This is a genomic window from Kitasatospora sp. UYEF31 (genome assembly GCF_057291755.1).
Genome location: NZ_JBXAWK010000034.1, coordinates 46323 through 69668 on the forward strand (window position 1 = coordinate 46323; position 23346 = coordinate 69668).

At 69.4% G+C, this 23346-nt stretch carries 18 protein-coding genes, 1 tRNA gene and 1 pseudogene; 14 read left to right on the forward strand and 6 right to left on the reverse strand.

Translation table 11 applies throughout. The features are described from left to right. Window positions 1-101 precede the first annotated feature (101 nt). Window positions 102-1061: a metal-dependent hydrolase gene (locus AC0Z36_RS18065; RefSeq protein ID WP_485463951.1), complete on the reverse strand. Its 960-nt coding sequence runs from the start codon at window positions 1059-1061 to the stop codon at window positions 102-104. A 339-nt stretch (window positions 1062-1400) separates the two neighbouring features. On the opposite strand from AC0Z36_RS18065, the gene AC0Z36_RS18070 reads away from it, so the two are divergent. Together AC0Z36_RS18070 and AC0Z36_RS18075 are read left to right on the forward strand one after the other, a co-directional pair. Further along, window positions 1401-2018, forward strand: coding sequence for a DUF6230 family protein (locus tag AC0Z36_RS18070; protein ID WP_485463952.1), 618 nt, complete (start codon window positions 1401-1403; stop codon window positions 2016-2018). Continuing rightward, entirely contained in the window at window positions 2009-3436 is a 1428-nt protein-coding gene (locus AC0Z36_RS18075) for a DUF6114 domain-containing protein (RefSeq protein ID WP_485463953.1), read from the forward strand. The genes AC0Z36_RS18070 and AC0Z36_RS18075 overlap by 10 nt, the downstream gene beginning before the upstream one ends. 128 nt (window positions 3437-3564) lie before the next feature. Here the strand turns inward: AC0Z36_RS18075 and AC0Z36_RS18080 are convergent, their stop codons facing one another. From AC0Z36_RS18080 to AC0Z36_RS18100, 5 genes and pseudogenes are all read right to left on the reverse strand, one after another. Then, window positions 3565-4479: a peptidase gene (locus AC0Z36_RS18080; RefSeq protein ID WP_485463954.1), complete on the reverse strand. Its 915-nt coding sequence runs from the start codon at window positions 4477-4479 to the stop codon at window positions 3565-3567. Further along, window positions 4479-5756, reverse strand: a complete 1278-nt coding sequence (locus tag AC0Z36_RS18085) for a VWA domain-containing protein (protein WP_485463955.1) — start codon at window positions 5754-5756, stop codon at window positions 4479-4481. The genes AC0Z36_RS18080 and AC0Z36_RS18085 overlap by 1 nt, the downstream gene beginning before the upstream one ends. A 201-nt stretch (window positions 5757-5957) precedes the next feature. Beyond that, window positions 5958-7154: pseudogene (locus tag AC0Z36_RS18090) on the reverse strand (S8 family peptidase); the annotation flags it as partial. Window positions 7155-7879: 725 nt separating this feature from the next. Continuing rightward, window positions 7880-8446, reverse strand: a complete 567-nt coding sequence (locus tag AC0Z36_RS18095; RefSeq protein WP_485463956.1) for a DinB family protein — start codon at window positions 8444-8446, stop codon at window positions 7880-7882. 398 nt (window positions 8447-8844) lie between these two features. After that, window positions 8845-8916 (reverse strand) — tRNA-Arg (locus AC0Z36_RS18100). Window positions 8917-9073: 157 nt separating this feature from the next. Here AC0Z36_RS18100 and AC0Z36_RS18105 point away from each other — a divergent pair. The 12 genes from AC0Z36_RS18105 to AC0Z36_RS18160 all read left to right on the forward strand — a co-directional run bounded on the left by AC0Z36_RS18105 (window position 9074) and on the right by AC0Z36_RS18160 (window position 23122). Then, window positions 9074-9475 carry a response regulator gene (locus tag AC0Z36_RS18105; RefSeq protein ID WP_485463957.1) on the forward strand — a complete coding sequence of 134 codons (402 nt, stop codon included), beginning with the start codon at window positions 9074-9076 and terminating at the stop codon, window positions 9473-9475. Between the two features lie 43 nt (window positions 9476-9518). Next, window positions 9519-11180 (forward strand): arginine--tRNA ligase, encoded by a 1662-nt coding sequence (gene argS / locus AC0Z36_RS18110; RefSeq protein ID WP_485463958.1) that lies wholly within the window; start codon window positions 9519-9521, stop codon window positions 11178-11180. A 132-nt stretch (window positions 11181-11312) separates the two neighbouring features. Then, window positions 11313-12701 (forward strand): diaminopimelate decarboxylase, encoded by a 1389-nt coding sequence (gene lysA / locus AC0Z36_RS18115; protein WP_485463959.1) that lies wholly within the window; start codon window positions 11313-11315, stop codon window positions 12699-12701. A 182-nt stretch (window positions 12702-12883) separates the two neighbouring features. Next, complete coding sequence (locus tag AC0Z36_RS18120; protein ID WP_485463960.1) at window positions 12884-14176, forward strand: homoserine dehydrogenase; 1293 nt, start codon at window positions 12884-12886, stop codon at window positions 14174-14176. Between the two features lie 5 nt (window positions 14177-14181). Further along, window positions 14182-15261 carry a threonine synthase gene (thrC, locus tag AC0Z36_RS18125; protein ID WP_485463961.1) on the forward strand — a complete coding sequence of 360 codons (1080 nt, stop codon included), beginning with the start codon at window positions 14182-14184 and terminating at the stop codon, window positions 15259-15261. Between the two features lie 179 nt (window positions 15262-15440). Continuing rightward, window positions 15441-16400: a homoserine kinase gene (thrB, locus tag AC0Z36_RS18130; protein ID WP_485463962.1), complete on the forward strand. Its 960-nt coding sequence runs from the start codon at window positions 15441-15443 to the stop codon at window positions 16398-16400. Between the two features lie 581 nt (window positions 16401-16981). Further along, window positions 16982-19222 carry a transcription termination factor Rho gene (gene rho, locus AC0Z36_RS18135; RefSeq protein ID WP_485463963.1) on the forward strand — a complete coding sequence of 747 codons (2241 nt, stop codon included), beginning with the start codon at window positions 16982-16984 and terminating at the stop codon, window positions 19220-19222. A 239-nt stretch (window positions 19223-19461) separates the two neighbouring features. Then, window positions 19462-19683 carry a 50S ribosomal protein L31 gene (rpmE, locus tag AC0Z36_RS18140; RefSeq protein ID WP_485463964.1) on the forward strand — a complete coding sequence of 74 codons (222 nt, stop codon included), beginning with the start codon at window positions 19462-19464 and terminating at the stop codon, window positions 19681-19683. Window positions 19684-19782: 99 nt separating this feature from the next. Beyond that, entirely contained in the window at window positions 19783-20871 is a 1089-nt protein-coding gene (prfA, locus tag AC0Z36_RS18145) for a peptide chain release factor 1 (RefSeq protein ID WP_485463965.1), read from the forward strand. A 102-nt stretch (window positions 20872-20973) separates the two neighbouring features. Next, window positions 20974-21822 (forward strand): peptide chain release factor N(5)-glutamine methyltransferase, encoded by an 849-nt coding sequence (gene prmC, locus AC0Z36_RS18150; RefSeq protein ID WP_485463966.1) that lies wholly within the window; start codon window positions 20974-20976, stop codon window positions 21820-21822. Continuing rightward, window positions 21819-22466: an L-threonylcarbamoyladenylate synthase gene (locus AC0Z36_RS18155; RefSeq protein ID WP_485463967.1), complete on the forward strand. Its 648-nt coding sequence runs from the start codon at window positions 21819-21821 to the stop codon at window positions 22464-22466. Before prmC ends, AC0Z36_RS18155 begins: the two co-directional genes overlap by 4 nt. 59 nt (window positions 22467-22525) lie before the next feature. Then, window positions 22526-23122, forward strand: coding sequence for an arsenate reductase/protein-tyrosine-phosphatase family protein (locus AC0Z36_RS18160; RefSeq protein WP_485463970.1), 597 nt, complete (start codon window positions 22526-22528; stop codon window positions 23120-23122). Window positions 23123-23346 lie beyond the last annotated feature (224 nt).

Below are 23346 nucleotides of genomic sequence, written 5' to 3' on the forward strand. Positions count from 1 at the left end.
ATCTTCACGGTGGACTTTTTTCATGAACGACGCGGCAGGTCGGGGCGGTGGGGGAGGAGGGCCCGGACAGGCCGCCCCGGCTTTGCCTGTCCGGGACCGGCCTACTGGGCGGCGCGCGCCGCGGGGGAGGTGCCCAGGTAGGCGACCGCACGGAGGGTCGAGCACTCCTGGGTGGGGTGGTAGTCGGGCCGGAAGTAGTTCAGGAACGACTTGAACAGGTCCATCGGCTTCGGGAGCTTCCCGGCCTTCATGGCCTTGTGCGCTGCGCGCAGGGACGGCTTCGCCGCGGCGTCCAGCTCGGGGTCGCCGGCGAACAGGAAGCGCACGCCGCGCATCCACAGCCAGATGAACGGCGGCGCGGTCATCGCCATCGCCCGGGTCCGGCGGATGTACCGGCTGTCCAGATGCGCCATCAGGTCGAAGGCCACCGTGCGGTGTTCGACCTCCTCCGCGCCGTGCCAGCGCAGCAGGTCGAGCATCACCGGGTCGGCCCCGGCCCGGTCGAGGGCTTCGGAGTGGGTGAGTGCCCAGTTGCCCATGTACGCCGTGAAGTGCTCGATCGCGGCGACCGTGGCGATCCGCTCGACCAGGTGCTCGCGGCTCAACTCCGGCGACAGGTCGGTGCGTTCGCCGAGGACCTTGCGGAAGAGGTACTCCATCTGCCGGGTGTAGGGACGGCAGTCCAGGCCGCGCTCAAGCAGGTGGTCGAGGACTCCCTGGTGGGCTTCGGCGTGGATGTGCTCCTGGGCGATGAAGCCCAGGACGTCCTCGCGCAGCCGGTCGTCGGTGATCAGCGGCAGCGCCTGCTTGAAGATGGCCGCGAACCAACGCTCGCCCTCGGGGAGCAACAGGTGCAGGACGTTGAGGGTGTGCGTGGTCTGCGGGTCGCCGGGCACCCAGTGCATGGGCAGGGCGGACCAGTCGAACTGGACGTCGCGCGGCTGGAGGAGGAGGTTCTCGACCTCGTCCCCGGACGGCTGGTGGTGCCCGGCCTCGGGTGGAGTCGTCTGTGGAGCCGTCTGTGGCGCCACGTGCACAGGTGGGTTCTCGAGCTGGGTCATCGCTGTCCTCCTCCGTTGGAGTCCGCGCCGAAATCTCCCTAGCGGCGATTAACTTACTGCCGAGTAGGGCCTCTCGCAAGGGCGCCTTGGCGGCCTGTTGGGAATCCGCGCAACGACTGGCTGGTTACATCGCAACATCATTTGACTGTGACTCAGCTCACAGTGGTCAAAGTGGTGTCCTGGGTCACACCCGTGTCATACGCTCCCGTTTCGCCCGCACCTTCCGCTTTCCCGCCGGGCACCCCCGCGGGGCGACCGCCGCGGGGCGATCACCGCACCACGTACGCCTGGTCTCAATCCCGGGCGGGCGATGCCGCCCGCCGGTCATGAGGAGGTTCCATGCGTGAGTCTGAGAGCAAAGAAGTAACGGAGGGCAGGACCCGGTGGCTGAAAGCCGGCCTTGTGATCGTCCCGGCCGTCGGCGTGATCTTCGCGATGGGCGCGGCGATGGCCGAGGGCGCGATGCCGGCCAGTTTCGCCGTCTCCGGGTCGAGCTTCCAGGTCACCAGCTCCAGCCTGGAAGGCGACGGTCTGACCTCGTTCGTGAAGATCGACAAATCGTCTGACGGCAAGTCACATCCGGTGTCGCTGCTCGGTGTCGGCAACGCGAAGCTGGCGGACATCTGCCAGTCCGCGACCGTCAAGACGCCGATCGGCAACGTCACGATCAAACTGACCGCAGGTGGTCCGGCCGGTCAGGTCACCGCACAGAACCTGCTGATCGACTCCGAGGACTTCAGCGGCGACGCGGAGTTCGGCACGGCCGAGATCGGCCGGGACGCGGCGACCCTCGACGCGGTGCCCGGCGTGACGGGTGACTCCGGCGCGTTCGGCCTGCAGGCCAAGAACATCAAGACCAACAACGTCAAGGCGACCGCCTGGGCCGCCACCGGTGGGCAGTTCAAGCTGAAGGGCCTGCGGCTGCAGGTCGCGCTGGACGGGAAGTCATGCTTCTGAGGAAACGCCGGCGTCGCGCGGCGCGGGTGGCGGAGTTCCCCAGCCAGTGGGCAGCGGCCGGGACCCCGCGCGAGCGGCTGTTGCCGGCCCGCCGGGCCTTCCACCGCTGGCGGCGCTCCCGCCCGTTCTGGGGCGGCCTGTTCATGGCCTGCGGCGGCGTGGAGATCATGGCGATCCCGTGGGCGCCGATGCCGATCATGCTGTCGATGGGCGTGGGGGGCTTCGTCAGCCTTGCCCTCGGCGCGGTGATCACCATCGCCGGACTGCTGCTCTGGGTGACTCCGGCGAACCGGCACTTCACCGCACTCGCGGGCGTGCTGGCCGGGATCATCGCCTTCCCGCTGTCCAACCTGGGCGGGTTCCTCGTGGGTTCGATCCTCGCCGTCCTCGGCGGCGGGATGGGCTTCTCCTGGACCCCACGCCCGGCACCGGACACCGCGGCACCGGACACCGCGGCGCTGCACGCCGAAGCCCGGCACGCCGAAGCCCGGCACGCCGAAGCCCGGCACGCCGAAGCCCGGCACGCCGAAGCCCGGCACGCCGAAGCCCGGCACGAGGACGCCCGGCGCGAGGACGCCCGGCGCGAGGACGCCCGTTGTGGCGGCATCCGGCATGTAGACACCCAGCGCGAAGCTGCCCAGCATGCGGTGGACCCGCCCGGAAAGACCGCAGGGGAGCTGATGAAACCGGTTGCGGAAGAGCCGGGGACGACTCGGCTCAACCCGGTGGACGACGGCGTACGGACGACTGAAGACGCGATCGTCGTGATCCCGCCCCGGCCGACCCGCGCGCCGAAGTCCCCGCGGACAGGACCGGCCTTCGGGGGCGGCTCCGCCCTCGGCGGCGGGGCGGCACGCGTCGCGGTCATCCCGCTGGCGGTCCTGTTCGGACTGGCCGTCACCGGCGACCCGGTGGCGCGGGCCGCCACCGCCCCGGTTCAGTCGGCCAGTCCGCAGGTCGCGATTCCGTGGCCGGCGCCGGACCTGAATGCCGGACCGGTGGTGGCGGCCACTCCGCACGCCACCGCCGACTCACTGAAGCCGGGCAGCACGTCACTGGTGGAGATCAGGACACTCCCCACCGCCGACGGTAAGGGGAAGCGGGTCCTCGCCGTCCACATGGACAGCGCAAAACTGGTGAACTACCGCCTGCGGTCAAGCGATCCGGGGCACACCAACCTGTTGATGACCACGCCGGACCTGACTCTGAAGGGGCATGTTGTCCTGTACACAGACCGGCTCTACGGTTGCATCAACGGCATCCGTACGCCATTGACCTGTCTGACCTTCACCCCGGACGGACTGCCGTTGCCGCCGATCATTCCGCTGGGTCTGTGGTTCGCCGATCTGGACGCGGGACAGGTGTACGTCACCGCGGACACCCTGACAGCCCGGGGCGCGGTGATGAAGGCGATCTGACCACTGGCCGGAGAGCTGACCGGACCGCTCCGGGCGCGGTGTCCCAGGCTCAGCTGGAACAGCACACCCGGAGCGGTCTGCCCGGCTGCCGCCGGGCAGACCGCTGTTTCAGCCGGACAAGCGCCGCGTCAGCTGAACAAGTGCCGCCGGATCCGCGTCAGGTGGAAACCGGCCAGCCCGAACAGCACGGCGACCGCAGCGCCGCCGGCCGTCCACACCCAGCGGCCGTCAGGGCCGGACAGCCAGTTCCAGCCGAACGGGTCGCCGTCGTCGGCGCCCTCCGGCATCTCCACCTCGCGACTGTGCACGACCGTTCCGGCCGCCAGCGGTGCCCCGCCGGCCTTGCTGACCGGGACGAGCGGCGGGGTGAGCCGCTGCCCGGTCTGCGGACCGGCGTTGTCGCCGTCTTCCGTGGTGACCTTGACCCGTACCTTCACGGCCAGGCCGGCGTCCCCCTCGGGGATGCCGATCCCGGTCACCCGCACGTAGTAGACGCCGGGCAGCGGGTCGTTCGACCACGGGTCGGCCCACGGGCGAACCGTACGCGGCGTGCAGGCCAGCGTCACGGACGCGATGTCGCGTGGGGCGGTGATCTGCTCGCGGTCGGTCTTCGGGCCGCCCACACACGGCTGGTGCCGCCGCAGGCCGTCGTAGACGTCCACCCGCCAGGTCTCATCTCCCGTACGCGCCGCCGACGGCGGCAGGTCCACGGTCACCTTCGTGGTGACGTCCTTGCCCCCGGCGGCCGGGAACGACCAGTAGAGGAACTCGTTGGTGGAGGCTGAGACCAGCCCCTCCTGGCCGGTCTGGAGCGCACCGGCGGTCAGGAACGACGTCCCGGCCGGGGCGCTCGCGAACGCCGACCCCGGCACGGCCGGAGCCGACGGCGAAGGGCTCGGGGCCGCCGCGGCGTTCGTCGCGCCGAGCACGAGCAGGCCCGCTGCCAGAATCAACGGCCTTCGTACGGTGGACAGCCGCGTGAGGAGTGCGGACGGGCGCGTGAGGAGTGCGGACGGGCGGGTGAAGTGTTCAAAATCAGCCATCACGCGGTCCCCCTGCTTCCACGGAAGAACCGGGCGATCCAGCCGGACAACAGTCCGGCGACCAGACCGGCACCGGCGAGTACGCCGAAGAACACCCAGCCGTGGCCGAGCCCGTGCGTGTTCGCGACGTTCCGGTCGGAGGCGCCGACCACGTCGAAGGCCAGTTCCACCGGCAGGCCGGGCTTGCGCGCGACACCGTCACCGGCCGCGAAGGCTGTGCTGAGCATCAGGCACACGCTCTGCGCGTCCTCGGGTTTCGCGTCGCCCGTGTCGCCGGGGCGCGGCCAGCGCAACCCCGCCGACTGCACGTCCGTACGGCCGTTTCCGGCGTCCGTGTGCTTCACCAACTCCCGCCCGCCGTCGGTGAACGCGGTGAGTGTGGTGTCGTAGTCCCGGTTGACCCGGCGGTCGGCGGAGACGGAAGCCGAAGCCCGCAGCTCCTGGCCCGGCAGCACCGGGACCTTGTACCAGAGGTGCTGCTCGAACTCGACCCGGTCGCTGTACACACCCGGGCCGAGCAGGGGAGCGTCCGCGCAGCCGTTGGGGCTGCCCTTTGTCGGGGTGGGCGTGTCCGCGGCGGTGGTCACCGCGCGGGCCAGCAACTGCTGGACGCGGCCCGACAGGTCTTCGGCGTTGGCCACCGAGGTGTACGTGCCGCCCGTCGCGTCGGCGATGCAGCTCAGCTGCCGCCGGGTCTTGTCGTCCGGCACCAGACCGAGGGTGTCCACCGTCAGATGTGTTCCCTGCGCGGCGAGTTCGCGGGCGATGTCGCAGGCGTCCGGCGGGGAGCAGGTGTCCTCACCGTCGGTGATCAGCACGATCCGGCGGGTGCCGTTGCCGGCGCCCAAGTCCTGTGCGGCGGCCCGGAGCGCCGGGCCGATCGGCGTGAAGCCGGTCGGCCGCAGGGCCGCCACAGCCGCCTTGATCTCGGTCTTGTTGGTGGGGCCGACAGCCGACAGCTGCCGGGTGTCCTTGCAGCCCACCGCCTTGTCCACGCCCGCGTAGTCGGCGCCGAGCACCCGCACTCCGAGGTGCGCCCCGGCCGGGGCCGCGTCCACGATCTCGTTGAACGCCCGCTGGGCGGCGGCGATCCGGGTCATCCCGCCGGCGTCGTTCGCGCGCATCGAGCCGCTGACGTCCAGCACCAGGTTGATGCGCGGGGGCTCTGCCGGCTTGTCCTTGCCGTCGTCGGCGAACGCGGGCGGTGCCCAGCCGATCGCCGCGAAGGCGGTCAACGTGCCGAGCAGGCACGCGGTCTTCCGTCTCACTTTGGTCATCACGCGGGCTGATCCTACGGACTGTCAGGAGTCGCCGTTCCACCGCACCAGCAGGGCGACTGTCTCTCACTATGTGTACAGCCCCCGGGCGGGAAATCCGTCCGGGGGCCGGTCCTGCACTCGCTGCGATGTCCGGTGTCAGTCCGTTGCGGTCAGGCCGACGAGGTCATCTTCCAGCCGGGTGCGGGTGGTTCACGAGGTGACCTGGAGCAGTTTGTTCGGCGATCCGGTACCCGGGTTGGTCACCTTGTTGGACGCCGCCGCGGCGACCAGGGCGGCGGAGACCTGCGCCGGGGTCGCGGTGGGGTGGCCGGCCAGGTAGACCGCGGCCATCCCGGTCACGTGCGGAGTTGCCATGGACGTACCGGAAATGGTCCTCGACGCGGTGTTGCTGGTGTTCCACGCCGAGGTGATGTCCCGGCCGGGCGCGAAGATGTCCAGCACCGAACCGTAGTTCGAGAAGGAGCTGCGCGCGTCGGTCCGGTCGGTCGAGCCGACGGTGATCGCTTCCTTCACACGTGCGGGTGAGACGTTCGATGCGGGCTGGTTCTCGTTACCGGCCGCGACCGCGTACGTGACACCGGCGGCGATCGACTTCTTCACCGCGTTGTCCAGGGCGGTGCTGGCGCCGCCGCCGAGTGACATGTTCGCCGTGGCGGGCTTCTTGTGGTTGTTGGTCACCCAGTCGATTCCGGCGATGACGCCGGCCAGCGTGCCGGAGCCCTGGTTGTCGAGCACCCGGACCGCCACGATCTTGACCTTTTTCGCGACGCCGTAGGACGTACCCCCGACGGTCGCGGCCACGTGGGTACCGTGTCCGTTGCCGTCGTTGGCGTTGTTGTCGTTGTCCACCGTGTCGATTCCGGACGACGCCCGGCCGCCGAAGTCCTGGTGGGTTATGCGCACACCGGTGTCGATGATGTACGCGGTGACACCCCCGCCCGCAGTGTCCGGGTAGGTGTACTTCTGGTTGAGCGGCAGGTTCGGCTGGTCGATCCGGTCCAGGCCCCACGACGGCGGGTTGGTCTGCGTGGCGCTGCTGTGCACGATCCGGTCCTGCTCGACCGCGGCCACCGCCGGGTCGGCGGCGAGCTTCCTGGCCTGCTCGGCCGGCAGGGTCACGGAGTAGCCCTTGACCGAGGTGAACGTACGGTTGACCTGGCCGCCGTACTTCCCGGCCAGGCTGGCGCTCTTCGATCCCGGGTCGTCCGTCTTCAGGGTGACGATGTAGCTGTCCTGGATGGACTCCGGGGCGTCCGCCCCGGCGATGGTGCCCACCGGCGACGGGGCTGCCGCCGCACCGGCGTACGGCGCGCCGGTGACGATGAGCGCCGCAGCGCCGGCGCCGCCGGCGAGGGTGACGGCCAGACGCCGTCTGGTGAATCGGACCATTGCCATCTGAGGTTTCTCCTCAAGGGTTGGCGCGGGGGACCGCCATCGGTATGGCGACGCGCCGAACTGGCAGGTGCGTGACGGTAGTTGCTGTGCGTGCGACCAGCAGTGAGCGCTGCTGATCCCCTTGTCGTCCGGCAGGGGAAGATGCCGGATCGATCAGTGGCGGGGCGTACGGGCGGAACTGGGCTGACCAGCCGTGCGTCGGGTGGTACGTCTCCGACTGTGTCTTGGTGGACGCATGGGGCACAAGCGGCGTTTCAGGACGTGACGGATCGTCAATCCGTACGCAATACGCACGCCACACCCGGTGCGGTCCGGGTCGGCACGGGTGCGCCGCGGACGACTGGGTCGAAGGCCGTGTGTCATGCAGGGTTCCACGACACCGCGCGGGCGGCCCGCTCTCCCCTGACCGGGGATTCGGTGCCGGATGGAGAGCCGCCGGGCGCACCGCCGGGCCGCCGGCCGCCGGGCTCGCGGCAACCGGCCGGAAGCAGTCGGCCCCAACCGCCCGCGTCCGGGTGGTATTTCACTTCGCCGGACAGTCGCATAGTGGCTGAAAACAGTCGAACACGTCGACGGGCCCGCCGGATCGGTCCGGCCGGACCGCGGAATCATCCTCTATGACACCCCGATCCGAGGTGGCCGGGGCGCGGCTGAGCCCCGTACGACCCGACCTGACAGGGAAAAGGGGGAGCCTCCCGGAGGCTCCTCCCTTTCCGCAGTCGTGCTTACGCTTGCTTGTTCGCCTCGAGGTAGGCGGCCAGTTCCGCAGGGCTGAAGGACAGATCCAGTGAGGTCTTCCCGTCCACCGTCTCCCGCACGATGTCCGCGTGCCCCGCGTGCCGGGCCGTCTCGGTGATCAGGTGCAGCAGGATCCACCGCGCGTTGCGCGTGGCACCCTTCGGCATCCAGGGGGCCTCCGGCAGGGGGACCTCGACGTCCAGGTCCGGCAGTGCCCGGACGATCTCCTCAGTCTCCGCGGCGATCTCCTCGTACATCTTCAGGACGCCGGCGAGGCTCTCGCCCTCCATGAGCTTGAAGTCGTCGGCCCACTCGTGGCGCCGGTCCGGCTTCGGGTCTTCGTTCCCGGCGAGGACGACGGAGATCCAGCCGCGCTCGCACTGGGCGACGTGTTTGATCAGTCCGCCGACCGACAGGACGCTCGCGCTCGGCGTCGCCGAGGCCTGGTCCTCCGTCAGTTCCTTGGCGGCCAGCCGCAGTTCGTGCCGCTGTTCGGCGAGGAAGAGCAGGAGTCCGTCGCGTTCGTCAGTGATCTCGCGGGCCAGGGCTGTCATGGGAACTCCTCAGATCGTCCTTGGTGTACAAACCCAGCGTCCCGGGGGAGGCTGACACATCACGTCAGGTATACGAAGAATCTTCAGTGAACTCCTTTGGGCACCCCTGATCCGCACTGCTCTGATCCGCACTGCTCTGATCCGCACTGCCCTGGCCGGCTTCGCTCTGTTCGGCGTCGCTCTGCCCAGCATTGCTCTGCTCGGTGTGCGGTGTGCCTTCGGCGGACATCATCACGGTTCCCTCCCCAAGAGCATGTGTGGTCCACAGTTGTGCGTGGGGGCCACGGGCCACAAGGGCTGGAATCGGCAAAGACCCAGTTCGTACGGGTATCCCGCGAGCCTGGGTTTGTGGTGGAAACGCAAAAGACCGCCTCGAAAGGCGGTCTGGGTCTTGCGAGTGCCCCCGGCAGGATTCGAACCTGCGCCACCGCCTCCGGAGGGCGGTGCTCTATCCCCTGAGCTACGGGGGCTCAGTTCGGAATGAACATTACCAGCTCAGGACCGCGCTTTGCGCCGGGGTTTCCGGCGCGGCACAGGTGAGGGATCCGTGAAGGTGCCACATGTCCGGCGGCGGCGATGTACGCGAACCGCTGCGCCCGGCGCGGTACGGCTCGTAGGGTCGGTGTGGTGGATGGGGAACCGGTGGTGGCGGGGCGGGTGCTGGTCGTCGACGACGATGAGGTCATCCGCCGGTTGATCATGGTCAATCTGCAGTTGGAAGGCTACGAAGTGGTCACCGCCGCGGACGGCGAGGACTGCCTGGGGAAGGTGCACAGGCTGTCCCCCGACCTGGTCACCCTCGATGTGATGATGCCGAGACTCGACGGGATCAAGACGGCCGCGCGGCTGCGCGCCGACCCGCGCACGAGCCACCTGAAGATCGTGATCATCAGTGCCTGCACCCAGAGCTCCGACCTGGCCAGGGCCAGGGCGGTCGGGGTCGACGCGTACCTCATGAAGCCGTTCGACCCGGAGCGCCTGATCGAGATCGTGCGGGAGCTGACCCCGGGGGCGGGTCTCAGCACGTAAACCGGTGGGCAGCCGGGTGGTGCTGTCGCCTACCCTTTTCCCTGTGACTCCCGCAGAGCTTTCCCAGGCAGTGTTGTCCGCGGTCCGTGCCGCCGTAGAGGCGAACGGACTGACCGTCGCCGTACCCGAAACGGTGACAGTCGAGCGACCCAAGAACCGCGACCACGGTGACTACGCGACCAACATCGCCCTCCAGCTGGCCAAACCGGCCGGGCGGCCCCCGCGGGAGATCGCGGTGCTGCTGAAGGACGCCCTGGAGCAGATCGCGGGCATCGCCAAGGTCGACATCGCCGGGCCCGGCTTCCTGAACATCACCCTGGACGCCGCCGCGCAGGGTGAGCTCGCCAGGACGATCGTGAACGCGGGTGCGGCATACGGCCGCAACGAGTCCCTCATGGGGCTGAAGATCAACCTTGAGTTCGTCTCCGCCAACCCCACAGGACCGATCCACATCGGCGGCGTGCGCTGGGCGGCCTTCGGCGACTCGCTCGCCCGGGTGCTGCGGGCGTCGGGCTCCGACGTCACCACCGAGTACTACCTCAACGACGCCGGTGTGCAGATCAACAAGTTCGGCGGCTCGCTGCTGGCCGCGGCCAACGGCCGCGAACTGCCCGCCGACGGCTATGTCGGCGCGTACATCGACGACATCGCCAAGGAAATCCTCGCGCTGCGCCCGGACGTGCTCGGTCTGCCCGAAGACGAGCAACTGACGGTCTTCCGCGAGGCCGGCCTGGAGCTCATGATCGCGCAGATCAAGAAGTCCATGGACGACTTCGGCACCCACTTCGACGTGTGGTTCTCCGAGAAGTCGCTGCACAACAGCGGCGCGGTGGAGAAGGCGACGGACCGCCTCCGCGAGCAGGGCCACGTCTTCGAGCTGGACGGCGCGGTGTGGCTGCGTACGACCGACTTCGGCGACGACAAGGACCGCGTCCTGATCAAGGCGGACAAGGAGACGACCTACTTCGCCGCCGACGCCGCCTACTACCTGAACAAGCGGGACCGCGGCTTCGAGACCTGCGTCTACATGCTCGGCGCGGACCACCACGGCTACGTCAACCGGCTCCGGGCCATCGCGGCCTGTGCGGGCGATGACGTGAACCGCAACATCGAGGTCAAGATCGGGCAGTTCGTCAAGATGCTGCGCGACGGTGCGGAGGTCCGTCTGTCCAAGCGGGCCGGCAACATCATCACCATCGACGACGTGATCGAGTGGATCGGCGTCGACGCGGCCCGCTACTCGATGGCGCGTTCCTCGACGGACAGCACGCTGACCCTCGACGTCGACGTGCTGACCAGCACGAAGAACGAGAATCACGTCTACTACGTGCAGTACGTGGGCGCACGGGCCTCGTCCCTCATGAAGAACGCGGCCGACCTGGGCATCCGGTGGCACGACTCCTTCGCTCCGGAACTGCTCAGCACCGAGCCGGAGATCAAGCTGCTCGGCAAACTGGGCGAGTTCCCGGCGGCAGTGGAGTTCGCCGCCAAGTACCGTGAACCGCACAAGGTGGCCCGCTACCTGGAGGAACTGGCCGGGGCGTACCACCACTTCTACGCCGCGCCCACCAGTCGCGTCCTGCCGAGGGGCGACGAAGAGGTCAACGACCTCCACCGCTCGCGCCTGTGGCTGATCGAGGCGGTCAGGACCACCCTGGTCAACGGCCTCGACCTGCTCGGAGTCTCCGCGCCCGAGCAGATGTAATACGCGGAACGGCGGGCCCGAGAGGGTCCGCCGTTCCTGTTTCATCGCGCAGTGATCCTGTACATCGCCTTTCTCCGGTCCCTGACTGCCGGTCTTCCTGCTGTTCTTCTTACTTGGGGAGTACGCACCACCATGAGCCGTTCCGCCCACCCCGCCGGGCCCCGTCACGCCGATGTCCTCCCCGAAGGTCACCCGATGACCGTCCCCGAGGACCTGAACGCGCTCGACCCCAAGGTGTGGTCGAAAACTGTCGTACGGGGGACCGGCGGCGTCACGTCGGTGGCCGGAATCGACGTGCGTGATCTCGCCGCGGAGTTCGGCACCCCGGCCTACGTCCTCGACGAGGACGACTTCCGGATGCGCTGCCGCGACTGGAAGCAGGCGTTCGAGGGCGCGGACGTCTTCTACGCCGGCAAGGCGTTCCTGTGCCGGGCGCTGGTCCGCTGGATCAGCGAAGAGGGGCTGAACCTCGACGTGTGCAGCGGTGGGGAACTCGCGGTGGCGTTGTCCGCGGGGATGGACCCGAAGAAGATCGCCTTCCACGGCAACAACAAGTCGAAGGTCGAACTGACCCGCGCGGTCGAGGCCGGCGTCGGCCGGATCATCGTCGACTCGTTCGACGAGATCGTGCGGCTCGCGGCGATCGCCGAGACGGCGGGCGTCCGCCAGCGGGTGCTGGTCCGGGTGACGGTCGGCGTCGAGGCCCACACCCACGAGTTCATCGCGACCGCGCACGAGGACCAGAAGTTCGGCCTCGCCGTTTCGGACGGGACCGCGGCGGAGGCCGTACGACGGATTCTCAAGCTCGAATCCCTGGAGCTGGCCGGCCTGCACTCGCACATCGGGTCGCAGATCTTCGACACCGCGGGCTTCGAGATCTCCGCCCGGCGGGTCGTAGCGCTGCTCGCGGCCGTCCGGGACGAACACGGTGTGGAACTGCCCGAGATCGACCTCGGCGGCGGCCTGGGCATCGCCTACACCAGCGCGGACGACCCGCAGGACCCGCAGGTCATCGCGAAGTCGCTCGGCGACATCGTGCGTCGCGAATGCGAAGCCGCGTCGCTGGCCGTCCCGCGCCTGTCCGTCGAGCCGGGCCGGGCGATCGTCGGCCCGAGCGGGTTCACTCTGTACGAGGTCGGTACGGTCAAGGCACTTCCCGGTCTCCGTACGTACGTCAGTGTCGACGGGGGTATGTCCGACAACATCCGTACGTCGTTGTACGACGCGGAGTACAGCGTGGCACTGGTGTCCCGTAAGTCGGACGCCACCGCGATGTTGTCCCGTGTGGTCGGCAAGCACTGTGAATCGGGCGACATCGTCGTCAAGGACGCCTGGCTGCCGGCCGACCTGGCGGTGGGCGACCTGGTCGCCGTCCCCGCCACCGGCGCGTACTGCCGTTCGATGGCGAGCAACTACAACCACGTGACCCGGCCGCCGGTGGTCGCGGTCAAGGACGGTCAGGCGCGTCTGATCATGCGCCGGGAGACCGAAGAGGACCTCTTGCTGTTGGATGTGGGCTGAGGTGGGCAGAGGACCTGCTCAGCCTCGACGTGGGCTGATTTTCCAGACCGTACGAGTCTCGGATGCTGGAACAGGGACCGTCCACAGGATGATCCCGGTAACACTGTGGGGACGCCGCCTGTCCCTTCCGACCAGGTAGACGGCAGACTCAACCGCAAAAGTCTTCGATGAAGCGAGGTCGCATGATGCGTACGCAGCCGCTGAAGGTAGCGCTGCTCGGTTGTGGTGTAGTCGGCTCTGAAGTGGCCCGCATCATGACGACGCACGCCACGGACCTCGCCGCCCGGATCGGCGCCCCGGTCGAGCTGGTCGGGGTGGCCGTCCGTCGCCCGAACAAAGTGCGCGAGGGCATCGACCCGGCGCTCATCACCACCGACGCCGTCGAGCTCGTCAAACGCGACGACGTCGACATCGTCATCGAGGTCATCGGCGGCATCGAGCCGGCCCGCAGCCTCATCCTCAAAGCCCTGGAGCACGGCAAGTCGGTCGTCTCGGCCAACAAGGCGCTGCTCGCCGAGGACGGCGCGACGCTGCACGCGGCAGCGAGCGCGAACGGCGTGGACTTGTACTACGAGGCCGCCGTCGCCGGTGCGATCCCGCTGATCCGGCCGCTGCGCGAGTCCCTCGCCGGCGACAAGGTCAACAAGGTCATCGGCATCGTCAACGGCACCACGAACTTCATCCTCGACAGCATGGACTCCACCGGGGCAGGCTTCGCCGAGGCGCTGGACGAGGCCACCGCGCTCGGTTACGCCGAAGCGGACCCGACCGCCGACATCGAGGGCTTCGACGCCGCCGCGAAGGCCGCGATCCTCGCGGGCATCGCGTTCCACACCCGCGTCGTCGCCGCCGACGTCTACCGCGAAGGCATCACCGAGGTCACCTCGGCGGACGTGGCCAGCGCGAAGGCGATGGACTGCGTCGTCAAGCTCCTGGCGATCTGCGAGCGCGGCGCCGACGGGAACTCGGTCAGCGCCCGCGTCCACCCTGCGATGATCCCCAGGTCGCACCCGCTGGCCAGCGTGCGCGGGGCCTACAACGCGGTCTTCGTCGAGTCCGAGGCGGCGGGACAGCTCATGTTCTACGGTCCGGGCGCCGGCGGTGCCCCGACGGCCAGCGCCGTGCTCGGCGACCTGGTGGCCGTCGCGCGGCACAAGGTCAACGGTTCCACGGGCCCCGGCGAGTCGGCGTACGCGCAACTCACCGTGAAACCCGTCGGAGAGGCGATCACCCGCTACCACCTGAGCCTGGACGTGGCCGACAAGGCCGGTGTGCTCGCCCAGGTCGCCACGGTGTTCGCCGACCACGGTGTATCCATCGACACGGTCCGCCAGCAGGGCCGCGACGGTGACGCCACACTTGTCATCGTCACCCACGCCGCGACCGACGCCGCACTTTCGGCGACCGTCGACGAGCTCCGCAACATGGACATCGTCCGTGACATCGCCGGCATCCTCCGGGTCGAAGGGGAGTAGGACACATGAACGCTGTGGCGACTCAGACGAACGGCCAGTGGCGCGGACTGATCCACGAGTACCGCGACCGGCTCCCGGTCAGCGCGGACACTCCAGTGGTCACCCTGGGTGAGGGCGGCACGCCGCTGGTGCGCGCACAACGGCTCAGCGAGCGCACCGGGTGCGAGGTCTACCTGAAGGTCGAGGGCGCGAACCCGACCGGGTCCTTCAAGGACCGCGGCATGACCATGGCCATCTCCAAGGCCGCCGAAGAGGGCGCCAAGGCCGTCATCTGCGCGTCCACCGGCAACACGTCGGCGTCGGCCGCGGCCTACGCGGTACGGGCCGGCATGGTGTGTGCGGTGCTCGTGCCGCGGGGCAAGATCGCCCTGGGCAAGATGGGCCAGGCGCTGGTGCACGGTGCGCACATCCTCCAGGTCGACGGCAACTTCGACGACTGTCTGACGCTGGCCCGTGACCTGGCCGACAAGTACCCGGTCGCGCTGGTCAACTCGGTCAACCCGGTGCGCATCGAAGGCCAGAAGACGGCCGCGTTCGAAATCGTCGACATGCTCGGCGACGCGCCCGACATCCACGTCCTCCCGGTCGGTAACGCGGGCAACATCACCGCTTACTGGAAGGGCTACCAGGAGTACGCCAGGGACGGCCTCGCCACCCGCAGGCCGCGCATGTGGGGCTTCCAGGCGGCCGGTTCGGCACCGATCGTCAACGGCGCACCGGTGCTGTCGCCGCAGACCATCGCCACCGCCATCCGGATCGGCAACCCGGCCTCGTGGGACTTCGCCATCGCGGCGCGGGACGAATCGGGTGGCCTGATCGAAGCTGTGACGGACCGGCAGATCCTGTCCGCGTACCGCCTCCTCGCCGCGCAGGAAGGCGTGTTCGTCGAGCCCGCCTCGGCGGCTTCGGTGGCCGGTCTGCTCAAGGCGGCCGACGAAGGCCGTGTCGATCCGGGGCAGAAGATCGTTTGCACAGTGACCGGAAACGGTCTGAAGGACCCGGACTGGGCGGTCGCCGGAGCCCCCAAGCCGGTCATCGTCCCGATCGACGCGGCGGCAGCCGCCGCGCAGCTCGGCCTCGGCTAAAATTCCGGCCGAAGGCCGCAGCCGACGTCGCAGCCGGGGCCTGCCCGTAGTCGAAACTCCGCAGCACCGGCCTACCGGCTGACCAAAAAGCGAACGTGTCTTCGGTAGGCTGGTGCTCCGGTTGAGAGGCTTCCTGCTTCCTGTACGGAGACCTCTGAGCGAGGGAGTACACACAGTTCATGGCCGGTCCTGCTTTCCGTGCCGCCCCTGTCCGGGTCCGTGTCCCGGCCACCAGCGCGAACCTCGGTCCGGGGTTCGACGCGTTCGGGCTCGCACTGTCCCTGTACGACGACGTAGTGGTCCGGGCGGTCGACTCCGGCCTGTCCATCGACATCGCGGGTGAGGGTGCCGACAATCTGCCGCGCGACGAGCGGCATCTGGTCGTCCGGGCGATGTTCGCGGCCTTCGACGCGCTGGGCGGCCGGCCGGCCGGCCTTGAAGTCGTCTGCGCCAACAGGATCCCGCACAGCCGTGGTCTGGGGTCCTCCGCCGCCGCGATCTGCGCCGGCATCCTGGCCGCCCGCGGTGTCGTGATCGGCGGGGCCGAGAAGCTCGACGACGACGCCGTGCTGGCGCTGGCCACCGAGCTCGAAGGCCACCCGGACAACGTCGCGGCGTGTCTGCGCGGCGGTTTCACCATCTCGTGGATGGACAGCACCAGCGGGTGGTCCGACGGCGCCGGGGTTTCCGGTCCGGGCATCGAACGGCCTTTTGTCGTACGATCCATGCCGGACCGTCAGATATCACCGCTCGCTTTCGTCCCGCCGACCCCACTGTCCACCGAAGTCGCCCGTGGGCTGCTTCCGGCCAAGGTCTCGCACTGCGACGCTGCGGCGACGGCCGGCCGGGCGGCGCTTCTGGTCACCGCCCTGACTTCACGGCCGGACCTGCTGTTCCCGGCCACCGAAGACCGACTGCACCAGGCCTACCGCGCCCCGGCGATGCCGGCCAGCGCGGCACTGATCGCCAGGCTGCGCGCGGCCGGGCTGGCCGCGGTGGTCTCCGGAGCCGGACCCACCGTCCTCGTCCTCGCCACCGCAGAACAGGTTGACAGGACACTCGCGTTCGCAGACGCGGATTGGACGGTCCACCGTCTTGACATCGATGGGGACGGAGCGAGCATCCTTCCGTTGGGGTGATTTTTCCCGGGGGCGAGGATACGCACCCATCCGGGGCGGGACCCGTACAGGCCGGGCCGGCCGATTACACAACACAGCGCACAGCGCGCCGTACAGCACGGAATGTATTGATCAAGCCCTCCGGCGAATGGGTGGCACGGGGTGGGGGAATGTCAGTTGGGTCCGGTAGTGTTAATCTCACCACCGCACCAGGTGCTCCGCCCCTATAGATCCGGGCGGGTTCGGTGCACTCGTGTGGAGGGGCCTCTGCGGTCCATCGGGGGCTTTCCCCTCCTGCCAGTCCTTTGCCGCCCAGCCCTTTGTGGCGATGCGTCGAATGCGGCTCCCCCGATGTCGTCCGGTCTAGGGCGGACGGCGATTCTTCACCGTGACGCGCGTTTTCCGGGGTCCCGACGATTTTGCCGATTCCCCCAGATTGAGAGTCTTCAGCACGGGTCGAGCACCCGTCGCATCTTCTTCCCGCCCTCTCAGGGCGGACCACCGCACCGGACCGCTGTCAGCACAGAACGACGCGGATCGGACAGCACAACCGGTCGCCGAGCCGTTTCAAGGCAAGCGCCCGCTCCAGGGAAGGACCCTACGTGAGCGACACCACCGATCTCATGGACGCCACCGCCGCCGAAAATGGCGCGTCCACCTCTGCCGAGGCAAGCACTGCGGCCCCCCGTCGCCGTCGGGCCGCCGGCGGCGGCCTGAACAGCCTGGTCCTCGCGGAGTTGCAGCAGATCGCCTCCGGCCTGGGCATCAGCGGCACCGGCCGGATGCGCAAGAGCCAGCTCATCGAGGCGATCCAGACCAAGCAGGGCGGTGACATGGTGGTGGAGGGCCCGGTCCGCACCACCCGCGCCACGCGGGCCAAGGCAGTCGCCACCGAGCAGCCCGCCGCGGCTGTCGCGCCCGCAGCCGAGGTCGCCGCGCCCGCGGAGGCCCCGGCCCCGCGTCGCGCCACCCGCAAGGCCACCACTATCGCTCCGGCTGAGTCGGCCCCGGCAGTCTCCGCGGCGGCCCCCGTCGTCGAGGTCGCTGAGCCGGTCGTCAGCGAGGCCGGATCGCGCGGCGCCCGCCGCAACGCCCGTTCGCGCGCCCAGCAGATCGACATCCCGGAGCAGGGTGCGGTCGCACCTGCCGTCGCGGAGACCGCCGCGCCGACGCGCGGCCGTCGCCAGGCCGAGGCCCCCGCGGTCGACGCCGTGGTCGTCGAGCGCAAGCCCGAGGCCGCCGAAGGCGAGAACAACAACCAGCGCGGCGACGCCGACGGCCAGCAGCGTGAAGGCCGTCGCGACCGCCGTCGTGGCCGGGACCGGGACCGCGGCGAGCGCGGTGACCGCCCGGAGCGTGGCGACCGTGCCGAGCGTACGGACCGTCCCGAGCGCACGGACCGCACCGACCGTCCCGAGCGCGCCGCGGGCACTGAGCGCACTGAGCGCACTGAGCGCACTGAGCGTCAGGACCGTCCCGAGCGGGCGGAGCGCGGCGACAACCGCCGCAACAACACCGTCGCCGCCGCGGACGGCAACGACAACCCGGGCGGCCGGGGCCGGGACAACCGGGACAGCCGCAACAACGACCCGAACGACGACGACGAGTTCGACAGCAACGGCCGGCGTCGCCGCGGACGTTACCGCGACCGCCGTGGGCGTCGTGGGCGTGAGGGCTTCGAGGCCGTACCCGAGGTGCAGGTCACGGACGACGACGTCCTGATCCCGGTCGCCGGAATCCTCGACATCCTCGACAACTACGCCTTCGTGCGCACATCGGGCTACCTGCCCGGCTCGAACGACGTGTACGTGTCACTCGCCCAGGTCCGCCGCAACGGCCTGCGCAAGGGTGACGCCATCGTCGGCGCCGTGCGCCAGCCGCACGACGGCGAACGCCGCGAGAAGTTCAACGCGCTCGTCCGCCTGGACACCGTCAACGGCATGGAGCCGGAGCACTCCCGCGGTCGTGAGGAGTTCGGCAAGCTGACTCCGCTGTACCCGCAGGAGCGGCTGCGCCTGGAGACCGACGGCAACATCCTGACGACGCGCATCATCGACCTCGTGTCGCCCATCGGCAAGGGCCAGCGTGGTCTGATCGTCGCCCCGCCGAAGACCGGCAAGACGATGATCATGCAGGCGATCGCCAACGCGATCACCACGAACAACCCCGAGTGCCACCTGATGGTCGTCCTGGTCGACGAGCGTCCGGAAGAGGTCACCGACATGGAGCGGTCGGTGAAGGGCGAGGTCATCTCCTCGACCTTCGACCGTCCGGCCGAGGACCACACCATCGTCGCCGAGCTGGCCATCGAGCGCGCCAAGCGTCTCGTCGAGCTGGGTCACGACGTGGTCGTGCTGCTCGACTCGATCACCCGCCTGGGCCGTGCGTACAACCTCGCCGCCCCGGCGTCGGGCCGCATCCTGTCCGGTGGTGTCGACTCGACCGCTCTCTACCCGCCGAAGAAGTTCTTCGGCGCGGCGCGCAACATCGAGAACGGCGGCTCGCTGACGATCCTGGCCACCGCGCTGGTCGAGACCGGCTCGCGGATGGACGAGGTCATCTTCGAGGAGTTCAAGGGCACCGGCAACATGGAGCTCAAGCTCGACCGCAAGCTCGCCGACAAGCGGATCTTCCCGGCGGTGGACGTCGACGCGTCCGGCACCCGTAAGGAAGAAATCCTCATGGCGGCCGAGGAGCTCGCGGTCACCTGGAAGCTGCGCCGGGTGCTGCACGCCCTCGACCAGCAGCAGGCGATCGAGTTGCTCCTGGACAAAATGAAGAAGACGAAGAGCAACACCGAGTTCATGATGCAGATTCAGAAGACGACGCCGAACGGCGAGTAACAGCCGAACGGCGGATGACAAAGAATCCGCATAATCCGTACGCCCCGGCATGAGGAATGCCGGGGCGTACGGCTGTGTCCGAAGGCGAGGGGGCCCTCAGCGCTTGGATCCCCCAAAAGATGCGCCCCCCGATTTGGGCCAGGCCGCACCCTCCTGGCAGACTGGTACGTCGGCTCCGGTTCACGTGACACCCACACGGGTGACGACCCGGTGCCCTCCCGAACTCCAAGGAGAACCCTGTGAAGCCCGAGATCCACCCGGCGTACGTGGAGACTGCTGTCTCTTGCACCTGCGGTGCCGCGTTCACCACCCGCAGCACGGCCCCCGACGGCAAGATCACCGTTGAGGTCTGCTCGCAGTGCCACCCGTTCTACACGGGCAAGCAGAAGATCCTCGACACGGGTGGCCGCGTCGCCCGCTTCGAGAAGCGCTTCGGCAAGGCGACCACTCCCGCCGCGTAGCGACCCAGCAGCGCCGGAGGAAGCACGGAGAACCGTGTCTCCCTCCGGCGCTGTTCGCTTGTGTGAGGCCGTACGGAGTGCTCTACGAGGGAGAACCTGATGTTCGAGGCAATGGACGACCTGCTCTCGGAGTACACCGAGCTGCAAGAACAGCTCGCCGACCCCGGTGTGCACGCCAACCAGGGGCAGGCCCGCAAGCTCGGGCGGCGCTACTCCGAGCTGACGCCCGTCGTCGAGACCTACCGCGCCTGGATCCAGGCCGGCGAGGACATCAAGGACGCCCGTGAGCTCGCCAACGAGGCCGAGACCAGCGAGGAGACGGCTGAGTACGCGACCGAGGCCAAGGAGCAGGCGGTGGTCCGCGACGTCCTCGCCGACAAGCTGCGCGAGCTCCTCGTGCCGCGCGACCCGGCCGACGACAAGGACGTCATCCTTGAGGTCAAGGCCGGCGAGGGCGGCGACGAGTCGGCCCTGTTCGCCGCGGACCTGCTGCGGATGTACCTCCGGTACGCCGAGCGACGGGGCTGGAAGACCGAGATGATCGACGCCAACGAGTCCGACCTCGGCGGCTACAAGGACGTCTCGGTCGCGGTGAAGACCCGCGGTGCCGTCGCCGAGCCCGGCCAGGGCCCGTTCGCCCGGCTGAAGTTCGAGGGTGGCGTGCACCGAGTGCAGCGCGTTCCGGCCACCGAGTCGCAGGGCCGCATCCACACGTCGGCGGCCGGTGTCCTGGTGCTCGCCGAGGCCGAGGACGTCGACGTCGACATCAACCCGAACGACCTGCGGATCGACGTCTACCGCTCGTCCGGTCCCGGCGGCCAGTCGGTCAACACCACCGACTCCGCCGTACGGATCACCCACGTCCCCACCGGCGTGGTCGCCTCGTGCCAGAACCAGAAGAGCCAGTTGCAGAACAAGGACCACGCGATGCGGATCCTGCGCTCCCGGCTCCTGGCCGCTGCGCAGGAGGCCGCTGACAAGGAAGCCTCCGATGTGCGCCGTAGCCAGGTGCGTACGGTGGACCGGTCAGAGCGGATCCGTACGTACAACTACCCGGAGAACCGGATTTCGGACCACCGCGTCGGCTACAAGGCGTACAACCTTGACCAGGTGCTCGACGGCGACCTGGACCCGGTGGTCCAGGCTTGTGTCGACGCCGACATCGCGGCACGGCTGGCTGAGGCCTGAGTGTGCCGCCGGGCGGTCCCTGACGCTGTCGGGGACCCGCCCACACCCCCCTGCTGGGCAGGGGAAAGCTCGTGCGCATCTGCGGACTGGGGATGGAGACCGATGAACCTGCTGCTCAGCGAGGTGGCCCAGGCCACCCTGCGGCTTGCCGACGCCGGCGTCGGATCGCCGCGCTTCGACGCCGAGGAGCTGGCCGCCTGGGTGCACGGCGTCAAACGGGGACAGCTGCACACCGTCAAGGACTCCGAGTTCGACATGCGCTTCTGGGAGGCCATCGCGCGCCGCGAGGCGCGTGAGCCCATGCAGCACATCACCGGACGGGCGTTCTTCCGGTACCTCGAACTTGAAGTCGGTCCCGGGGTGTTCGTGCCGCGCCCGGAGACCGAGGTCGTGGTCGGCTGGGCGATAGACGCGCTGCGGGCGATGGACGTCGCCGAGCCGCTGGTCGTCGACCTCTGTACGGGCTCCGGCGCGATCGCGCTCGCGGTCGCCCAGGAGGTGCCCCGGTCGATCGTCTACGCAGTCGAACTCGACGACCGGGCGTACGCGTACGCGAAACGGAACACCGCGGACTCCCGGGTGGCCCTGCACCAGGGCGACGCCCTGGACGCGCTGCCCGAGCTGAACGGCACCTTCGACCTGGTCATCACCAATCCGCCGTACGTACCACTGGGCGACCGGGCCCTTATGGCGCCCGAAGCCCGTGACCACGACCCGGCACTGGCGTTGTTCTCCGGTGAGGACGGCCTCGACCTGATCCGCGGGCTGGAGCGCACCGCGCACCGCCTGCTGCGGCCCGGCGGCCTGGTCGTCGTCGAACACGCGGACACCCAGGGCGGCGACGTCCCGTGGATCTTCAACGAGGAAGCCGGCTGGGCGGACGCGGCCGACCACCGCGACCTCAACAACCGCCCCCGCTTCGCCACCGCCCGCAAGGAGGACTCAGCATGAGCCGACGCTACGACTGCTCCGATGCCACCGACCGCGAGCTGGGGCTGCGCGAAGCAGCCTCGGCCGTGAGCCGCGGCGACCTGGTGGTCATGCCGACGGACACGCTGTACGGGATCGGCGCCGACGCTTTCACGCCGTCGGCCGTCACCGCGCTCCTGCAGGCCAAGGGCCGGGGCCGGGACATGCCCACCCCCGTGCTGATCGGCTCGCCGACGACGCTGCACGGCCTGGTCACCGGGTTCCCGGAGGCCGGCTGGGAGCTGGTCGACGCGTTCTGGCCGGGCGCGCTGACGATCGTCGCCTACCACCAGCCGTCCCTCGCCTGGGACCTCGGCGACACCCGCGGCACGGTGGCGATCCGGATGCCACTGCACCCCGTCGCGATCGAACTCCTCCTCCAGACCGGGCCGATGGCGGTGTCCAGCGCCAACCGCAGCGGGCACCCGGCGGCCACGACGGCCGATGACGCTGAAAAGCAGCTCGGCGACGCGGTTTCGGTCTACCTCGACGGCGGCGAGTGCCCCGGCACACTGCCGTCCTCGATCGTGGACGTCACCGGTGCCCGGCCGCGGCTGCTGCGCGCGGGCGCCCTCTCCCTGGAGCAGCTGCGCGAGGTCGTGCCCGACCTGGAGGCCGTGAGTTGACGCCCGGCCCCACCGGGGCGACGGGCACCACGGGGAACCCCGTACGGGCTGCGCAGTCGATCGACACGCCGTTCCGCATCCTGTTCGTCTGCACCGGCAGTATCTGCCGCTCGCCGATCGCCGAGCGGCTGGCCCGCCATGCCCTCGCAGTCCGCCTGTCGCCGCTCGACTCCGCCCGGATCGTGGTGGAGAGCGCGGGGACCTGGGGGCACGAAGGCTCCCCGATGGAGCCCTTCGCCGCCGAGGTCGTCCGCGAGTTCGGCGGGGACCCCAGCGGGTTCCACGGCCGTGAGCTGATCGACGAGCACGTCGCCGAGGCCGACCTGGTGCTGACCGCCACCCGGGACCACCGCGCCCATGTGGTGTCGATGGGCCACGCCTCGGGTCTGCGCACGTTCACGCTCAAGGAGTTCTCCCGGCTCATACGTGCCCTGGAGCACGCCTCGGTGCCGGTCGACGACCTGGCCGACCGGGGAAGGTTCCTGGTCCGGGCCGCCTCCGCGCTGCGCGGCCGGCTCCCGGCCCCGGATCCCGAACGCGACGAGGTCGCCGACCCGTACGGCTCTCCCCTGAACGTGTTCCGGGCCTGCGCCACGGAGATCGAGGAGGCACTCGACCCGGTGCTGACTGTTCTTATGGGGGGCTCCAAGCGCTGAGGGCTCCGTCGCCTTCGCTGGCGCTCAGGCGTCGTCGCTTCCTCAGCGCGTCGCCCCCGCAGGACGCGGGCTCCGCCCGCGCTCGGGACGCTTCGCGCCCGTCGCCTCGTACGGCTTGGCTCGTCGATTGGGCTCCAAGCGCTGAGGGCTCCGTCGCCTTCGCTGGCGCTCAGGCGTCGTCGCTTCCTCAGCGCGTCGCCCCCGCAGGACGCGGGCTCCGCCCG

Coding starts and splice junctions, on each gene's coding strand:
- AC0Z36_RS18120 (WP_485463960.1), top strand. CDS start 12,884: ATGATGCGTACGCAGCCGCTGAAGGTAGCGCTGCTCGGTTGTGGTGTA.
- AC0Z36_RS18065 (WP_485463951.1), bottom strand. CDS start 1,061: ATGACCCAGCTCGAGAACCCACCTGTGCACGTGGCGCCACAGACGGCT.
- AC0Z36_RS18155 (WP_485463967.1), top strand. CDS start 21,819: ATGAGCCGACGCTACGACTGCTCCGATGCCACCGACCGCGAGCTGGGG.
- AC0Z36_RS18095 (WP_485463956.1), bottom strand. CDS start 8,446: ATGACAGCCCTGGCCCGCGAGATCACTGACGAACGCGACGGACTCCTG.
- AC0Z36_RS18085 (WP_485463955.1), bottom strand. CDS start 5,756: ATGACCAAAGTGAGACGGAAGACCGCGTGCCTGCTCGGCACGTTGACC.
- prmC (WP_485463966.1), top strand. CDS start 20,974: ATGAACCTGCTGCTCAGCGAGGTGGCCCAGGCCACCCTGCGGCTTGCC.
- AC0Z36_RS18080 (WP_485463954.1), bottom strand. CDS start 4,479: ATGGCTGATTTTGAACACTTCACCCGCCCGTCCGCACTCCTCACGCGC.
- AC0Z36_RS18070 (WP_485463952.1), top strand. CDS start 1,401: ATGCGTGAGTCTGAGAGCAAAGAAGTAACGGAGGGCAGGACCCGGTGG.
- thrB (WP_485463962.1), top strand. CDS start 15,441: ATGGCCGGTCCTGCTTTCCGTGCCGCCCCTGTCCGGGTCCGTGTCCCG.
- thrC (WP_485463961.1), top strand. CDS start 14,182: ATGAACGCTGTGGCGACTCAGACGAACGGCCAGTGGCGCGGACTGATC.
- prfA (WP_485463965.1), top strand. CDS start 19,783: ATGTTCGAGGCAATGGACGACCTGCTCTCGGAGTACACCGAGCTGCAA.
- lysA (WP_485463959.1), top strand. CDS start 11,313: ATGAGCCGTTCCGCCCACCCCGCCGGGCCCCGTCACGCCGATGTCCTC.
- AC0Z36_RS18075 (WP_485463953.1), top strand. CDS start 2,009: ATGCTTCTGAGGAAACGCCGGCGTCGCGCGGCGCGGGTGGCGGAGTTC.